We start from the raw sequence: 14718 nt of genomic DNA, 5'->3' as shown, positions 1-14718 counted from the left end.
TTCAGAATGAGCGCCGAGAACGGAATCCTGCCGGACTACATCGAACTCGCGGCCGACATCGTATCGGCATTCGTGAGCAACAACTCGGTTCCGATCGCGGACCTGCCGGCCCTGATCGGCTCGGTGCACGCCACCCTGGGCAAGCTCAACCAGGTCGGGACCGAAGAGAAGGCGGAGCCTCTGACCCCGGCGGTTTCCATCAAGCGCTCGATCACGCCCGACTACGTCGTCTGCCTAGAGGATGGAAAGAAGTTCAAGTCGCTCAAGCGTCACCTGCGGACGCGTTACGAGATGACGCCCGAGCAGTATCGCACCAAGTGGAACCTCCCGAGCGATTATCCCATGGTTGCCCCGAACTACGCGGCCGCCCGTTCGGAACTGGCCAAGAACATGGGTCTCGGTCAGCAGCGTCGGAAGCAGGAGAGCCTACCGGCCGAGATCGAGGCCAAGGCAGGGTCGACGCCGCGCGGACGTCGTCCCAAGGTGGCGGCGCAGGCCTGACGCCCGGAAGCGACGGATGCCGGAACGGCGACGAACAAGGCCGGGGCGCTCTGCCTCGGCCTTGTTCGTCTTGTCCACAGCTTGTCGACCGCGTCTGCCCTGACCTTGGCAGATACGGTGGAAGCGTGCCTTTCATAGATCAGGTTGGTATTCGAATCGGCTTGCCGCCGCGTGATCGCAGAACCGATGCGCTGGTCCGCAAGATCTTCGGGCATCCGGATTCGTCCCTGCCCTCCCCAGCCCGGGCGGCGTTAGAGAACGCGCAACCCTCCGCTGCCACGGTCGGGTCCGACGCGGCCGAGGGTCGAACGATCTCGGCCCACCTCCGGTTGGGACCACCACATGTCGGGTCGATCGCGCCTCGTGGCGCGCCTGTTCTGGACGTCCGTACTTGGAGGGGGCTGCGCCCTGTGGTTCGGGCAGCCCGGCGCCATCGGGGCCGGACTGGCGTTCGCCGGTGTCGTCCTCCACCATCTCGACCGGCCGCGGCGCCTGCGCCGACTGATCCGGAGGATCGCACGCCCGCATGCGCCGACCCTGGCCCTGCGGCGGCGGCAGGAATGCTTCATCGATGCCTACGGCAACCTGATCAGCGACGGCTGGGAGCGCGAGCGAACCTACTTCGCCGAGCGCACGGTGGTGCCGCAGTTGGAGGCCTGGGGCCGTGGCGGCGAGATCGATGGAGCCTGGGAAGACATTCTCGCCATCATCGATCGGGTGGCGGATGCGGTGCGATTGCCGGACGAGAGCGAAGCCCCCGAGGAGGGCATCGCCTACGAGCGTTACTGTGCGGGACGCCTGCGCGAGGCCGGCTGGAACGCGCGCGCCACCCAGGCCAGCGGCGACCAGGGTGCCGACATCGTCGCGGAGCAGGCCGGAATCCGTCTCGTGGTCCAGTGCAAGCGCTACGGGCGGCCGGTGGGCAACGGCGCCGTGCAGGAGATCGCGGCGGCGATGCGGTACTGGTCCGCCGACAGGGCGGCGGTCGTCTCGAATGCCGGGTTCACCCCGGCGGCGCGCAAGCTCGCCGCCGCCACCGGTGTCCTGCTGCTGCACCACGACGCCCTTGCCGAGATGCAGCCGGCGCCGCCGCTTGCCCCGCCGGCCGGTGCCAAGCGGCGCGGCATTCGGCCTTCGCCCTCATCCCTTGCCGAGCGGTAGCCAGCGATGGCCCTGTGCGGCCAGGAGCGCAGTCGCCGTCTCCGGGCCGTCGCTCCCGGCGGCGTAGGGCTCCACCGGTGCATCGGCCCAGGCCTTCAGCAGGGGATCGACCACCGCCCAGGCGGCCTCGATGCTGTCGGCACGCTGGAACAGGGTCGCGTCGCCGATCAGGCAATCGTAGAGCAGCGTCTCGTAACCGACGCTCGGCGTCTCCTGGAAGAAATCCCCGTAATCGAACGCCGCGGTGACACGGCCGAGCTCCAGGCGCGGTCCGGGGCGCTTGGCGTTCATCACGATGTCCATCCCCTGCTCGGGGTCGATGCGAAAGCGCAGGACATCGGGGGTGACGGGCGCGCCCGGAGCGGCGAAGGGCGAGTGCGCCGGGGGCCGGAAATGAAGGGCGATCTCGGTGACGCGGTCGGTCATGCGCTTCCCCGTGCGCAGGTAGAACGGCACGTCCTTCCAGCGCGGGTTGTCGATGGCGAGCTTCAGGGCGACGTAGGTCTCGGTGCGGGAATCCCGCGCGACGTTGGGCTCGTCGCGATAGGCCGGCACCGCGTGCCCGTGCTCCTGGCCCGCCCCGTATTGGCCGCGAACCGCCTGCTCAGGCTGAACCGGCCGCACCGCCTGAATCAGCCGGGCCTTCTCGTCCCGGACGTCCTCGGCATCGAGCGTCTTGGGCGGCTCCATCGCCACCATGCAGAGCAGCTGGAACAGGTGGTTCGGTACCATGTCGCGCAGCGCGCCGGTGGGTTCGTAGAAGGCGCCGCGCGCCTCGACGCCGATCGTCTCCGCCGCGGTGATCTCCACGTGGTCGACGTGGTCGCGATGCCAGACCGGCCCGAGCAGTCCATTACCGAACCGGATTGCCAGGATGCTCTGAACCGTCTCCTTTCCGAGGAAGTGATCGATCCGGAAGAACTGGCTCTCGGCCCCCTGCTTGAGGATTCGCGCATTCAGGGCTCGGGCGGAATCAAGGTCGCTCCCGAACGGCTTCTCGATGACGACCCGGCGGAACGCGCCCTTGTCCTCCTTCAGGAGCCCCGCCTGACCCAGAGCGTCGACGATCGGCCCGAAGAAGCGGGCCGAGACCGCGAGGTAGAAGATGACGTTGCCGGACAGCGCCTGAGCGAGGCTTGTGAAGGTGTCGGCGGCGGTGAAGTCGCCTTGGCGGAAGCTGAGGCGCTCGCCGACGAAGCCCCAGGCCTTGGGGTCGATGTGGTCGGGGTGGAATTCCGAGGTGCGGTCCGTGGTGAAGGACTGCATCGTCTCCGTCAGGTCCTGGCGCCAGCCCGCATCGGTGTTGGCGTTGTGATCGACGCCGATGATGCGGAACTGCGGGTCGAGCAGGCCACCGGCCGCGAGGTTGTACAGCGCCGGCATCAGCAGCCGCTTCGTCAGGTCGCCGGAGGCCCCGAAGATCACCAGCGTGCAGGGGGGTGCCGCCGGGACGGGCTGATGCTCGGGTGTCCCGGCGGGTGCCTTGGCGGGGGGTGTCTGGTCCATGGCCCACGGCCTCCACTCGCGATTGCCGCGCGACGCGCCGGCCAAATCCGCTCGTCAACCTGCCGCGTCCGGCGACGTTCCGGCCAAGGTCGTGTCCGAACGCATGGGCTGACCCGACCGGGACGCGGGGCAGGCCCCTATTCGTCGGTGCGGACCGCCTGGCCGGAATCCACCGGCAGGCGCGCGTTCTTCAGCTCGTCGCCGCTCGGCAGGCTGCGGACGTCCCAGCCGCCGCCCAGCGCACGGATGAGCGAGACGGCCGTGGTGAACCGGTTGAGGCGAATCTGCAGGGCGACGACCTCGTTGTTCAGGGCGAGCGCCTGCGCCGTGACCACGGTGGTGAAGTTCTGCGTTCCGGCCCGATACTCGTTCAGGGTGATCTCCACGGCGCGGCGGGCCGAGGAGACGGCCTCGTCCTGGGCCACCTGCTGCCGGGCGAGGATGCGCACGCCCGCAAGGCCGTTCTCGACCTCCGAGAAGGCGGTGAGCACGGTCTGGCGGTAACTGGCCACGCTGGCGTCATAGGCCGCGCGGGTGATGCGCAGGGCCGCCGCGCGGGCACCCCCGTCGTAGAACACCTCCGTGCCGGCGGCCGCCACCGACCAGACCTGATTGACGGCGGAGAACAGGCCGTTGGCCGGGCTGCCCGAGATCCCGCCGGAGGCCGAGAGCGTCACCGTGGGGTAGAACGCCGCCACGGCGACGCCGATCTGCTCGCTCTGGGCCTGGACGGTGCGTTCGGCCTGCGCGACGTCGGGACGTCGCTCGAGGAGCGTCGAAGGAATGCCGACCGGCACTGCGGGCGGCCGCGCGGCGAGCGGCGCCACCGGCAGGCTCAATTCGGAGGGCGGGCGGCCCACGAGGAGCGCGATGGCGTGCTCGAAGGTGGCGCGCTGCAGGCCGATGGCGATGGCCTGGGCCTGTGTGGTCTGGAGCTGCGTCTGGGCCGTGATCACGTCCGAGCGCGCGGCGACGCCGGCATTGTACTGGTTCTCGGTGATCGCGAGGCTCTTCTTGTAGCCCTCGATGTTCTCATTGAGCACGCGCTGGAGCGAATCCTGGTAGCGCAGCGTCAGGTAGTTGATCGCGACCTCGGATTGGAGCGTCAGGCGCACCAGGGCGAGTTCGGCGGCGCTGGCCTGGGCCGTGGCGACCTCGCTCTCGATGTTGCGGCGGATGCGGCCGAACAGGTCGAGCTCCCAGCTTGCCTGACCCTGGAGCGAGACGTTGGTGCGCTCGATCCCGAGGGAGCGGGACCGCGAGACATTGGGGGCGCCCGTGACCGTGGGGAACAGGGCGGCACGGGCCTGGGCGACGAAGGCGCGCGCCTGCTCGTAGGCGGCCACCTGGGCCCGCAGGCTCTGGTTGTCGACATCCACGAGGCGGATCAGCCGGTCGAGGGTGGGATCGCGGAACACCCGCCACCAGTCGCCGCGCTCGGCCCCGTCATTGGGCGCGGCCGGACGCCAGCCCTTGCGGCTCGCCACGTAGGCGGCGCTGTCCTCGCGGGTGCCCCCCTCCTTGAACGCCAGGGGCGTCTCCACCGAGGGACGCGCATAGTCCGGCCCGACCATGCAGCCCGAGACGGTGGTGGCCAGGAGGATGGCGGTGACGCGGAGGGCGCCCGCGCGCGCGCCGCCCTGTGCGGGAGAGCGGGAAGCGCGAGCGGGCCCTATCGGCCGACGGAAATCGCTCATTCGGCAGGGCTCAGCGCTACGCCGGCCGCCGGCGCGCCGCGGCGTCGCAGCCGGTCGAGGTACAGGTAGACGACAGGGGTGGTGTAGAGGGTCAGGATCTGGCTCACGATCAGGCCGCCGACGATGGCGATGCCGAGGGGCCGCCGCAGCTCGGAGCCCTCTCCGCCGGCGAGGATGAGGGGCAAGGCACCGAGCATCGCGGCCAGCGTTGTCATCATGATCGGGCGGAAGCGCAAGAGGCAGGCCTCGAAGATCGCGTCCTGTGGCGAGGCCCCCCGGGTGCGTTCGGCATCGAGCGCGAAGTCGATCATCATGATCGCGTTCTTCTTCACGATGCCGATGAGCAGGAACACCGCGATCAGCGCGATGACGGTGAACTCGGTCCCCGAGACGAGGAGCGCCAGGAGGGCGCCGATGCCGGCCGAGGGCAGCGTCGACAGGATCGTCACGGGGTGGACGAAGCTTTCGTAGAGAATTCCGAGGATCGTGTAGACGGCGACGAGGGCGGCCAGGATCAGCAGCGGCTGGCGCGAGGACGATTCCTGGAAGCTCTTGGCCGAGCCGGCGAATTCGCCGTGGATCGTGGCGGGCAGGCGCAGGTCGGTGATCGCCGCGTCGATGGCGGCGGTGGCGTCCGACAGGCTCTTGCCCGGCACGAGGTTGAACGAGATCGTGGTGGCCACGAACAAGCCCTGATGGCTCACCTGAACCGGCGCATTGCCGGTCTCCAGCCGGGCGAAGGCCGAGAGCGGAATCATCGTCTCCTTGGAACTCGACACCGGCGCGCTGGACGAGGCGCCGCCCTTGCCGCCCGCGATGGCGTTGGCGGCCGCGTTGCGGGCCGAATCGGTGGCGATGGAGGCGGCGCTGGCGTCGGCGGTTGCCGTTGCGCCCACGGCGCCGTTCGCGGCAACGGCCGGGGCGCCCGCCACGGTGCCCGCCACCGCGTTGGTGGTGGCCGAGCCCCGCGCCTTGCCGCCCGAGGTCGAGACGTAGAGCATCTTCAGGGTGTCGGGGCTCTGGAGGTAGCGCGGGGCGATCTCCATCACGACGTGGTACTGGTTTAGCGGGTTGTAGATGGTCGAGACCTGGCGCTGGCCGAAGGCGTCGTAGAGCGTGTTGTCGATCTTGTCCGGGGTGAGGCCGTAGCGGAAGGCGCTGGCCCGGTCGATCACGAGGCGACTCTCCAGGCCGCCCTCCTGCTGGTCGGAGGTGACGTCGGCGAAGATCGGATTTTTCTGCAGGGCCTGAACCAGCTTCGGCGCGGCCTGATACAGCTCTTCCGCAGTATCGCCCTGCAGGGTGTACTGGTACTGGGCGAAACTCTGGCGCCCGCCCATGCGCAGGTCCTGGCGCGGGAAGAGGTAGAGCCGGGCTCCGGCGACGCGGGACAGCTTCGGGCGCAGGCGCGCCATCACGGCGGTGATCGACTCGCGCTCGCCCCGGGGCTTGAGGCCGACGAAGACGTTGGCCGAGTTCGTGCCACGCCCGCCGGTGAAGCCGACGACGCTGTCCACGGCCGGATCGGCCTGCACGATGGCGGTGGCCTGTTCCAGCTTCTGCTTCATCGATTGGAACGAGATGCGCTGGTCGGCCTGGATGCCGCCCATCATCTGCCCCGTATCCTGCTCGGGGAAGAAGCCCTTCGGGACGATGATGTAGAGGTAGACGTTGAGCCCCACCGTCGCCAGCAGGGTGAGGACGACGAGCCGCCGGTGCCGCATAGCGATCCGGAGGGTGCGCTCGTAGCCCGCGAGCATGCCGTCGAACCCGGCCTCCAGGCCCCGCACCAGCCAGTTCGGCCGCGCCGTCCCGTGCGACGCCTCGCGCCGGAGCAGGAGGGCGCACATCATCGGCGTGGTGGTGAGAGACAGCACCAGGGAGATCAGGATCGCGAGCGAGAGGGTGACGGCGAACTCCTGGAACAGGCGGCCGACGATGCCGCCCATCAGCAGGATCGGCAGGAACACCGCGACCAGGGAGAGGCTCATGGAGATGACGGTAAAGCCGACCTCGCGCGAGCCGAGAAGCGCCGCCTCGACCCGCGGCTTGCCCTGCTCGATGTGGCGCTGAATGTTCTCCAAGACCACGATGGCGTCGTCGACCACGAAGCCCGTGGCGATGATCAGCGCCATCAGGGACAGGATGTCGAGGCTGTAATCGAGCAGGTACATCGCCGAGAAAGTGCCGACGATGGAGATCGGCACGGCGACGGCCGGGATCAGGGTGGCACGGCCCGAGCGCAGGAACAGGAACACCACGAAGATGACCAGGGCGACCGCGATGACCAGCGTCTCCTCGGTCTCGGCCAGGGAGGCGCGGATGGTGGCGCTGCGGTCGCCCGTGACGGTGAGGTCGATGTCGCCGGGCAGCGCCGCCTTGACCTGCGGGATCGCGGCCTTGAGGCCCTTGATCGTCTCGACGACGTTGGAGCCGGGCTGCTTGTAGATGAACAGGATCACGCCCGGCTTGCCGTTGACGAGGCCGAGATTGCGCCGGTCCTCGACGGAATCCTCGATCTTGCCGACATCCGTGAGGCGCACGGCGGCACCGTTGCGATAGGCCACCACGAGGTCGCGATAATCGGCGGCCACCCGGCCCTGGTCGTTGGCGTAGAGCTGGTAGTGGCGGGTGTCGGTCTCGATCGCGCCCTTGGGCGAATTGGCGTTGGCCGAGGCCAGGGCTGCGCGGATGCCCTCGAGGCCGATGCCGTAGTTGAACAGGGCCGTCGGATCGAGTTCCACCCGCACGGCGGGAAGCGACGAGCCGCCGATATCGACGTTTCCGACCCCGGGGAGCTGGGACATCTTCTGCTGCACCACCGTGGCGGCGGAATCGTACAGTTGTCCCGGCGTCAGGGTTTCGGAGGTCAGGCCCAGGATGAGGATCGGGGCATCGGCCGGGTTGAACTTCCGGTAGGTCGGGTTCGAGCGGAGCGCCGTGGGCAGGTCGGCCCGCGCGGCGTTGATTGCTGCCTGGACATCGCGGGCCGCGCCGTCGATGTCGCGGTTGAGCCCGAACATCAGCACGAGGCGTACCGAGCCGAGCGAACTCGTCGAGGTCATCTCGGTGACGTCGGCGATGGAGCCGAGGCGGCGCTCCAGGGGTGCCGCCACCGTGGTGGCCATGGTTTCCGGCGAGGCGCCCGCCATCTGCGCCTGGACCAGAATGACGGGGAAATCCACCTGCGGCAGCGGCGCCACCGGCAGCTTCATGAAAGCGAAGATGCCGGCGAGCAGCACGCCGATGGTCAGGAGCGTGGTGGCGACGGGCCGCCGGATGAACGGCTCGGAGACGTTCACGGCAGCGCCTCGACGCTGTCGGCCCCGCCGGCGCGGCGGCCGGAGAGGCGGCGCTCCAGGCGGTCGAAGGCGAGGTAGATCACCGGGGTGGTGAACAGGGTCAGCACCTGGCTGACGATGAGGCCGCCCGCGATGACGATGCCCAGGGGCTGGCGCAGTTCGGAGCCGACGCCGGTGCCGACGATGAGGGGCACGGCGGCGAACAGGGCCGCCAGCGTCGTCATCAGGATCGGCCGGAAGCGCAGGATGCAGGCTTCGTAGATCGCATCGCGGGGGCTCATCCCCTCCTCGCGCTCGGCCTGGAGCGCGAAGTCGATCATCATGATGGCGTTCTTCTTCACGATGCCGATGAGAAGCACGATGCCGATGATCGCGATGATGTCGAGGGAGAGCCCGAACAGCATCAGCCCGATCAGCGCTCCGATGCCGGCAGAGGGCAGGGTCGACAGGATGGTGATCGGGTGGATGAAGCTCTCGTAGAGGACGCCGAGGACGATGTAGACGGTGACGATGGCGGCCAGCACCAGGAAGAGTTGGTTCGAGAGCGCCGACTGGAAGGCGAAGACCGACCCCTGCGGCACCACGCGGAAGCTCGGCGGGAGGTCGATGGACTGACGCGCCGCCTCCACCGCCGTGACGGCGTCGCCCAGGGCCGCGCCGGGGGCGAGGTTGAACGACACGGTGGTGGCGGGGAACTGCCCGAGATGGCTGATCAGCAGCGGCGCCCGCCGCTCGCTGACCTGGGCCACGGCGGAGAGCGGAACCTGGCCGGAGGCGACCGTCGAGGATGGCAGGTAGATGTGGTCCAGGCTCTCGATGGTCTTGTGCAGGTCGGGATCGGCCTCGAGGATGACCCGGTACTGGTTCGACTGGGTGAAGATCGTCGAGATGATGCGCTGGCCGAAGGCATCGTAGAGAGCGTTGTCGACCGTGGCCGGCGTGATGCCGTAGCGCCCGGCGGTGGGCCGGTCGATCGTGATGTAGGCGGCCAGCCCGCTCGCCTGCAGGTCGCTCGCCACGTCCATGAGCAGCGGCGAGGCCTGCAGCGCCCGCACGAAGCGCGGCACCCAGGTCTCGAACTCGGTGAGGTTCGGGTTCTCGAGGATGACCTGGTACTGGGTCGCGCCCACCGCCGTGTCGATGGTCAGGTCCTGCACCGATTGCAGGTAGAGGCGGATGCCCGCGACCTCGGTGGTGGCCGCCTTCAGCCGTTCGATGATCTCGGGTGCGCGGGCGGTGCGCTGCTCCTGCGGCTTCAGGTTGATGAGGAAGCGGCCGGAATTCAGCGTGACGTTCTGGCCGTCGACCCCGATGAAGGAGGACAGGCTCTGGACGTCCGGGTCCTTCAGCACGATGGCGGCGAGCTTCTGCTGGCGCTCGGCCATGGCGGCGTAGGAGACGGTCTGGTCCGCCTGGGTCACGCCCTGGATGACGCCCGTATCCTGAACGGGGAAGAACCCCTTGGGGATCACCACGAACAGGTAGGCGGTGAGCGCGATCGTGCCGAGGGTGACGATGAGGGTCAGCGTCTGGTGACGCAGCACCACCCGCAGCATGCGGCCGTAACCCGCGATGATGCCGTCCATGCCCCGGCGCGCGGTGCGGGCGATGACGCCTTCGCGGCGCTCGGCCTTGCCAGGCACGTGGGCTTTCAGCAGGCGCGCGCACAGCATCGGCACGAGGGTGAGCGAGACCACCGCCGAGATGATGATGGTGGCCGCCAGGGTGATCGCGAATTCGTGGAACAGGCGCCCGACCACGTCGCCCATGAAGAGGAGCGGAATCAGCACCGCGATCAGCGAGACGGTGAGCGAGATGATGGTGAAGCCGATCTCGCGGCTGCCCTTGAGCGCCGCTTCCAGGGGCGAGTCGCCCTCCTCCACGTGGCGGGCGATGTTCTCGATCACCACGATGGCGTCGTCGACCACGAAGCCGGTCGCGATGGTCAGCGCCATCAGCGACAGGTTGTCGAGGGAAAAGCCGTAGAGGTCCATGATCGCCAGGGAGCCGATCAGGGAGAGGGGTACCGACAGGCTCGGGATCAGGGTCGCGGAGACGCTGCGGAGGAACAGGAAGATCACTAGCACCACGAGGCCGATGGCCAGCGCCAGCTCGACCTGCACGTCGTGCACCGAGGCGCGGATCGTGGTGGTGCGGTCGGTGAGCACGGTGACGCCGATGGCGGCTGGCAGGGTCGCCTGGAGCTGGGGCAGCAGCGCCTTGATCTTGTCGACGGTGGCGATGACGTTGGCGCCGGGCTGGCGCTGGATGTTCAGGATGACGGCGGGCGTCTCGTCCATCCAGGCGCCGAGCTTGGTGTTCTCGGGGCCGTTGACCACGTCGGCCACGTCGGACAGCCGGACCGGCGCGCCGTTCTTGTAGGCGATGATCGCGTCGTCATAGGCCTTGGGGTCGCGGATCTGGTCGTTGGCGTTGATCGCGTAGGACTGGGTCGGGCCGTCGATGGTGCCCTTGGGCGTATTGACGTTGAGGTTGGTGACCGTGGTGCGCAGGTCGTCGATGTTGAGCCCGTAGGCCGCCAGGGCGCGGGCATTAAAGCGGATGCGCACGGCCGGGCGCTGTCCGCCACCGGTGCTGACGAGGCCGACGCCGGCCACCTGGGAGATCTTCTGGGCCAGGCGCGTCTCGGCGAGATCGCGCACTTCGGTCAGGGGCAGGGTCTTCGAAGTCAGCGCCAGGGTCAGGATCGGCGCATCGGCCGGGTTGACCTTGGCGTAGATCGGCGGCGCCGGCAGGTCGGACGGCAGGAGGTTTCCGGCCGCGTTGATCGCCGCCTGCACCTGCTGCTCGGCGATGTCGAGGGGAAGGTCCAGGCTGAACTGCAGGGTGATGACGGAGGCCCCCGCCGAACTCTGCGAGGTCATCTGGTTCAGGTTGGCGAGTTGCCCGAACTGCCGCTCCAGGGGCGCCGTCACCGCCGAGGTCATCACCTCGGGGCTGGCCCCCGGATAGAAGGTCTGGATCTGGATCGTCGGGTAGTCCACCGACGGCAGGGCCGAGACCGGCAGGTTCAGGTACGACACCATGCCGACCAGGAGGATCGCCAGCATGAACAGCGTGGTGGCGACCGGCCGCAGGATGAAGAGGCGGGACGGATTCATCGGGTCATTGCGCCTCGGCCGGACGCTGCCGCCGGCGCTCGCGCTTCTGGCCCTCGGGAGCGACGGCATCGGCCTTGGCGGCGTCGGGCTTGGCACCCTCGGTCACCGGCGCGGCGGCCGGCGTGCTCTGAGCTTCTGCCGGAGCGCCCGGACTCCGCGCCGCCTTGCCCTGGGCGTCGGCCGCATGGTCCCGCGGCGAGGCGTTCCGGGGCTTGCCGCCTTCCTCGGTGATGCGCACCGGGGCACCGTCGCGGAGCCGGTCGGTGCCGTCCACGACCACGCGGTCGCCGACGTTCAGCCCTTCGGTCACCACCGTCCGCACGCCGTCCGCCTCGCCGAGCTTGACCGGCCGGACCACGACCTTGTCGTCGCCCTGGAGGAGATAGACGTAGGTGCCCGGGGTCCCCCGCAGGATGGCCGCGGTCGGGACGATGGGTGCGTCGCGCACGGTATCGACGGTGAGCTTGGCGTTGACGAACTGGTTGGGAAAGAGCGCGTCGTCCTGGTTCTCGAAGATCGCGCGCAGCTTCACGGTGCCGGTGGTGGTGTCGATCTGGTTGTCCACCGTATCGAGCACGCCGGTGGCGATGACGTTGGTGTCGCCCCGGTCGTAGGCCGTGACCGCGAGCTTGGCGCCGGAGCGCACCCGGCGCATCACCCGCGCGACGTCGTCCTCCGGCAGGGTGAAGACCACCGAGATCGGGTGCAGTTGGGTCACCACCACGATGCTGGTCGAGGCCGCGGTGACGTAGTTGCCCTGATCGATCTGGCGCAGGCCGACGCGGCCCTCCACAGGCGAGATGATGCGGGTGTAGGTGATGTTGAGCTTCTGCTGGTCGACGAGGGCCTGGTCGGCCGCCACCGTACCCTCGTTCTGCTTCACGAGGGCGCCTTGGGTGTCGACGTTCTGCTTCGAGATCGAGTCTTGCTGGCTGAGCCGCTGGAAGCGGGCCAGATCCAGCTTCGAGTTCTGCAGAAGCGCCTGATCGCGCATCAGCTGGCCCTGGTACTGAGCGAGCTGGGCCTCGTAGGGGCGCGAATCGATCTGGGCGAGGAAGTCGCCCTTCTTTACGGTCTGGCCCTCGCGGAACCCGATCTCGGTCAGATAGCCGCTGATCTGCGAGCGCACCGTCACGGTGGCGAGCGGAGTCACGGTGCCGAGGCCCGCGAGGACGATCGGCACGTCGCCGGGCGCGATCGTGGCGATGCCCACCGCCTGGGCCGGCTCGCCATGGCCGCCGCGCCCGCCCCCTCCCTTGCCCCGGCCGGAGGTGGCGGCGACCTGGGTCTCGGATTTGGGCGCGAGGTAGAAACGGTATCCGGCGTATCCGGCCCCTGCCAGGATCAGCAGCAGGATGAACCAGAGCCCCGCCCGGCTGCGACGGGCCGGTGGCGCGGCGCGCGTCTCGCGCGGCAGCACGTCGCCCGGCCGCGCGTCGCCACGGACCGTCCCGGAGTATTCGCGCGCTGTCTCGGTGCGGATGGGTGAGGTTTCGTTCATGGCCTGACGATCATGGCGTGTTGCGGACGGCGTTGCGAGCGGAAGAACCGGCAAGCCCCCACGAGACCAACGCCCTCCGGCGCACCGCAATCCCGTGCCGCGGGCCCGGTTCGCGCATGCCCGGTTGGCGCTCGCCCGGATCGGCAGGCGCTGCCGATGAAATAAGGTCCGTGGGCGCCCCGGGACAGGATCGAGCGACGTCGCACCCTGCGCCCCGCATCGGCAGGTCTCGGCCGATCACCGGCCCCATCCCATCGAAGCTCGACCCCGGCCGGTCCCAGGTCTTCAAGGCGGTCGCGGCACGGCATGAGAGACGCTCTAGGGAACCAATGCGACTCCAGTGCGGCCTTCGCGTTTCCACCGTATTGCTGCTGCGCCCGCGCTTGCAAATCCGTGTCGAGACGCTCCGGTGAACGCGGCCGGTCCTCCGGCAATCAGCAACCGGCAAACAGAAAAGGCCGCCGCTGGGGGAAGCGACGACCTCTTCTTGGGAAGGACCGGAGCGGCGACGACACGTGTACGGAACGAGGGGGCGAAGTCCCGCGCTGGCAATCACCGCTCCAGCCGTGAGTCGAGAGTTACGTGATGGCTGATGAAAGTCAACAATCGTCAGGCCAGCTGCTTGGCGGGGCTTCGGGCGGCGTGCGAGGACGCACATTTCACCGAGACGAAGGGGCGTGCTACGCCACGGCTCGACGCTCCGTTCCTTGCCCCCCGAACCCCCGCACTCCATGAATCCCGTGCTCGCCGACCTGCCGACGACCATCTTCACGGTGATGTCGGGCCTCGCCCGCGAACTCGGTGCGATCAACCTGGGTCAGGGCTTCCCGGACGATCCGGGACCGGAGGATGTCCGGCGCAAGGCCGCCGAGGCCGTGCTGCACGGCGACAACCAATACCCGCCGATGATGGGCTTGCCCGACTTGCGCCGGGCGATCGCGGCGCATTACGCGCATCATCAGGGGCTGGATCTCGACCCGGCGGCGGAGGTGATGGTGACGTCGGGGGCCACCGAGGCCATCGCCGCCGCCCTGTTCGCCCTGATCGCACCGGGTGACGAGGTCGTGCTGTTCGCCCCCCTCTACGACGCCTACCTGCCGCTGGTGCGCCGCGCCGGCGGCGTCGCGCGCATCGTGGCGCTCCGGCCCCCGCAGTTCCGCCTCGACGCGGACGCCCTCGCGGAGGCGTTCTCGGATCGGACGAAGCTCGTCATCCTGAACAATCCGCTCAATCCCAGCGCCACGATCTTCGGACGCGAGGACCTGGCGCTGCTCGCCGCCTTCTGCACGCGGCACGATGTGGTGGCGGTCTGCGACGAGGTCTGGGAGCATATCGTCTTCGACGGCGCACGGCATTGCCCGCTGATGGCGTTGCCGGGCATGCGCGATCGGACCGTGAAGATCGGCTCGGCCGGCAAGATCTTCGGCCTGACCGGCTGGAAGGTCGGTTTCGTGATGGCGGCGCCCCCCCTGATGCGGGTGGTCGCGAACGCCCACCAGTTCCTCACCTTCACGACGCCGCCTGCCCTGCAGGAGGCGGTGGCCTACGGGCTCGCCAAGGACGACGCTTACTTCACCGGCATGCGCGCACGCTTCGCCGCGTCCCGTGACCGCCTGTCGGCAGGCCTCACCGAGCGAGGCTTCCGGGTGCTGCCCTCCTACGGCACCTACTTCCTGAACGTCGACCTTGCGCCCCTCGGCTGCGACGACGACGTCGCGTTCTGCGACGACCTCGTGCGCCGGCACGGCGTGGCCGCGATTCCGATCAGCGCCTTCTATCCCGATGCCTCCGTGCGCCACCTCGTGCGGCTGTGTTTCGCCAAGGCCGACGACGTCCTCGACCGGGCGCTCGACCGGCTCACCGCCGTCGCGCGGCAGGCGGCCTGATGGGCCGGTTCGCAAGGGCGACGCTTGCGGGCGCGCGCGACC

8 protein-coding genes are annotated in these 14718 nt (G+C 69.0%); 3 read left to right on the top strand and 5 right to left on the bottom strand.

Annotated features, from left to right (window positions below):
- Window positions 1-6: 6 nt before the first annotated feature.
- Together ASF58_RS04240 and ASF58_RS04235 are read left to right on the top strand one after the other, a co-directional pair.
- Window positions 7-501 carry a MucR family transcriptional regulator gene (locus ASF58_RS04240; RefSeq protein ID WP_055947609.1) on the top strand — a complete coding sequence of 165 codons (495 nt, stop codon included), beginning with the start codon at window positions 7-9 and terminating at the stop codon, window positions 499-501.
- A 342-nt stretch (window positions 502-843) separates the two neighbouring features.
- Complete coding sequence (locus ASF58_RS04235) at window positions 844-1662, top strand: restriction endonuclease (RefSeq protein ID WP_055947606.1); 819 nt, start codon at window positions 844-846, stop codon at window positions 1660-1662.
- On the opposite strand, the gene zwf is transcribed toward ASF58_RS04235, so the two are convergent.
- The 5 genes from zwf to ASF58_RS04210 all read right to left on the bottom strand — a co-directional run bounded on the left by zwf (window position 1642) and on the right by ASF58_RS04210 (window position 12790).
- A complete protein-coding gene (gene zwf / locus ASF58_RS04230) occupies window positions 1642-3168 on the bottom strand; it encodes a glucose-6-phosphate dehydrogenase (RefSeq protein ID WP_082512810.1) in 1527 nt (508 codons plus the stop codon). The two genes, ASF58_RS04235 and zwf, sit on opposite strands and share 21 nt — an antisense overlap.
- A gap of 137 nt (window positions 3169-3305) precedes the next feature.
- Window positions 3306-4865 (bottom strand): efflux transporter outer membrane subunit, encoded by a 1560-nt coding sequence (locus ASF58_RS04225; protein ID WP_082512809.1) that lies wholly within the window; start codon window positions 4863-4865, stop codon window positions 3306-3308.
- Complete coding sequence (locus ASF58_RS04220; RefSeq protein ID WP_055947604.1) at window positions 4862-8167, bottom strand: efflux RND transporter permease subunit; 3306 nt, start codon at window positions 8165-8167, stop codon at window positions 4862-4864. The genes ASF58_RS04225 and ASF58_RS04220 overlap by 4 nt, the downstream gene beginning before the upstream one ends.
- The gene (locus ASF58_RS04215) at window positions 8164-11289 is read right to left on the bottom strand and encodes an MdtB/MuxB family multidrug efflux RND transporter permease subunit (RefSeq protein WP_055947601.1); all 3126 of its coding nucleotides are present in this window, start codon (window positions 11287-11289) and stop codon (window positions 8164-8166) included. The genes ASF58_RS04220 and ASF58_RS04215 overlap by 4 nt, the downstream gene beginning before the upstream one ends.
- A 4-nt stretch (window positions 11290-11293) precedes the next feature.
- Window positions 11294-12790, bottom strand: coding sequence for an MdtA/MuxA family multidrug efflux RND transporter periplasmic adaptor subunit (locus ASF58_RS04210; RefSeq protein WP_055947598.1), 1497 nt, complete (start codon window positions 12788-12790; stop codon window positions 11294-11296).
- A 731-nt stretch (window positions 12791-13521) separates the two neighbouring features.
- Here ASF58_RS04210 and ASF58_RS04205 point away from each other — a divergent pair.
- Entirely contained in the window at window positions 13522-14676 is a 1155-nt protein-coding gene (locus ASF58_RS04205; RefSeq protein WP_055947597.1) for an aminotransferase, read from the top strand.
- The last annotated feature ends 42 nt before the right edge of the window (window positions 14677-14718 follow it).

It is taken from the genome of Methylobacterium sp. Leaf125 (assembly GCF_001423085.1).
Lineage (GTDB): Bacteria > Pseudomonadota > Alphaproteobacteria > Rhizobiales > Beijerinckiaceae > Methylobacterium.
Note: the sequence above shows the minus strand (reverse complement) of the source record. Positions and strands in the feature narration are given on the sequence as shown.

Excerpts from the sequence above, each read along its gene's own strand:
- ASF58_RS04240 (WP_055947609.1), top strand. The coding sequence starts at position 7 with ATGAGCGCCGAGAACGGAATCCTGCCGGACTACATCGAACTCGCGGCC.
- ASF58_RS04235 (WP_055947606.1), top strand. The coding sequence starts at position 844 with ATGTCGGGTCGATCGCGCCTCGTGGCGCGCCTGTTCTGGACGTCCGTA.
- zwf (WP_082512810.1), bottom strand. The coding sequence starts at position 3,168 with ATGGACCAGACACCCCCCGCCAAGGCACCCGCCGGGACACCCGAGCAT.
- ASF58_RS04225 (WP_082512809.1), bottom strand. The coding sequence starts at position 4,865 with ATGAGCGATTTCCGTCGGCCGATAGGGCCCGCTCGCGCTTCCCGCTCT.
- ASF58_RS04215 (WP_055947601.1), bottom strand. The coding sequence starts at position 11,289 with ATGAATCCGTCCCGCCTCTTCATCCTGCGGCCGGTCGCCACCACGCTG.
- ASF58_RS04210 (WP_055947598.1), bottom strand. The coding sequence starts at position 12,790 with ATGAACGAAACCTCACCCATCCGCACCGAGACAGCGCGCGAATACTCC.
- ASF58_RS04205 (WP_055947597.1), top strand. The coding sequence starts at position 13,522 with ATGAATCCCGTGCTCGCCGACCTGCCGACGACCATCTTCACGGTGATG.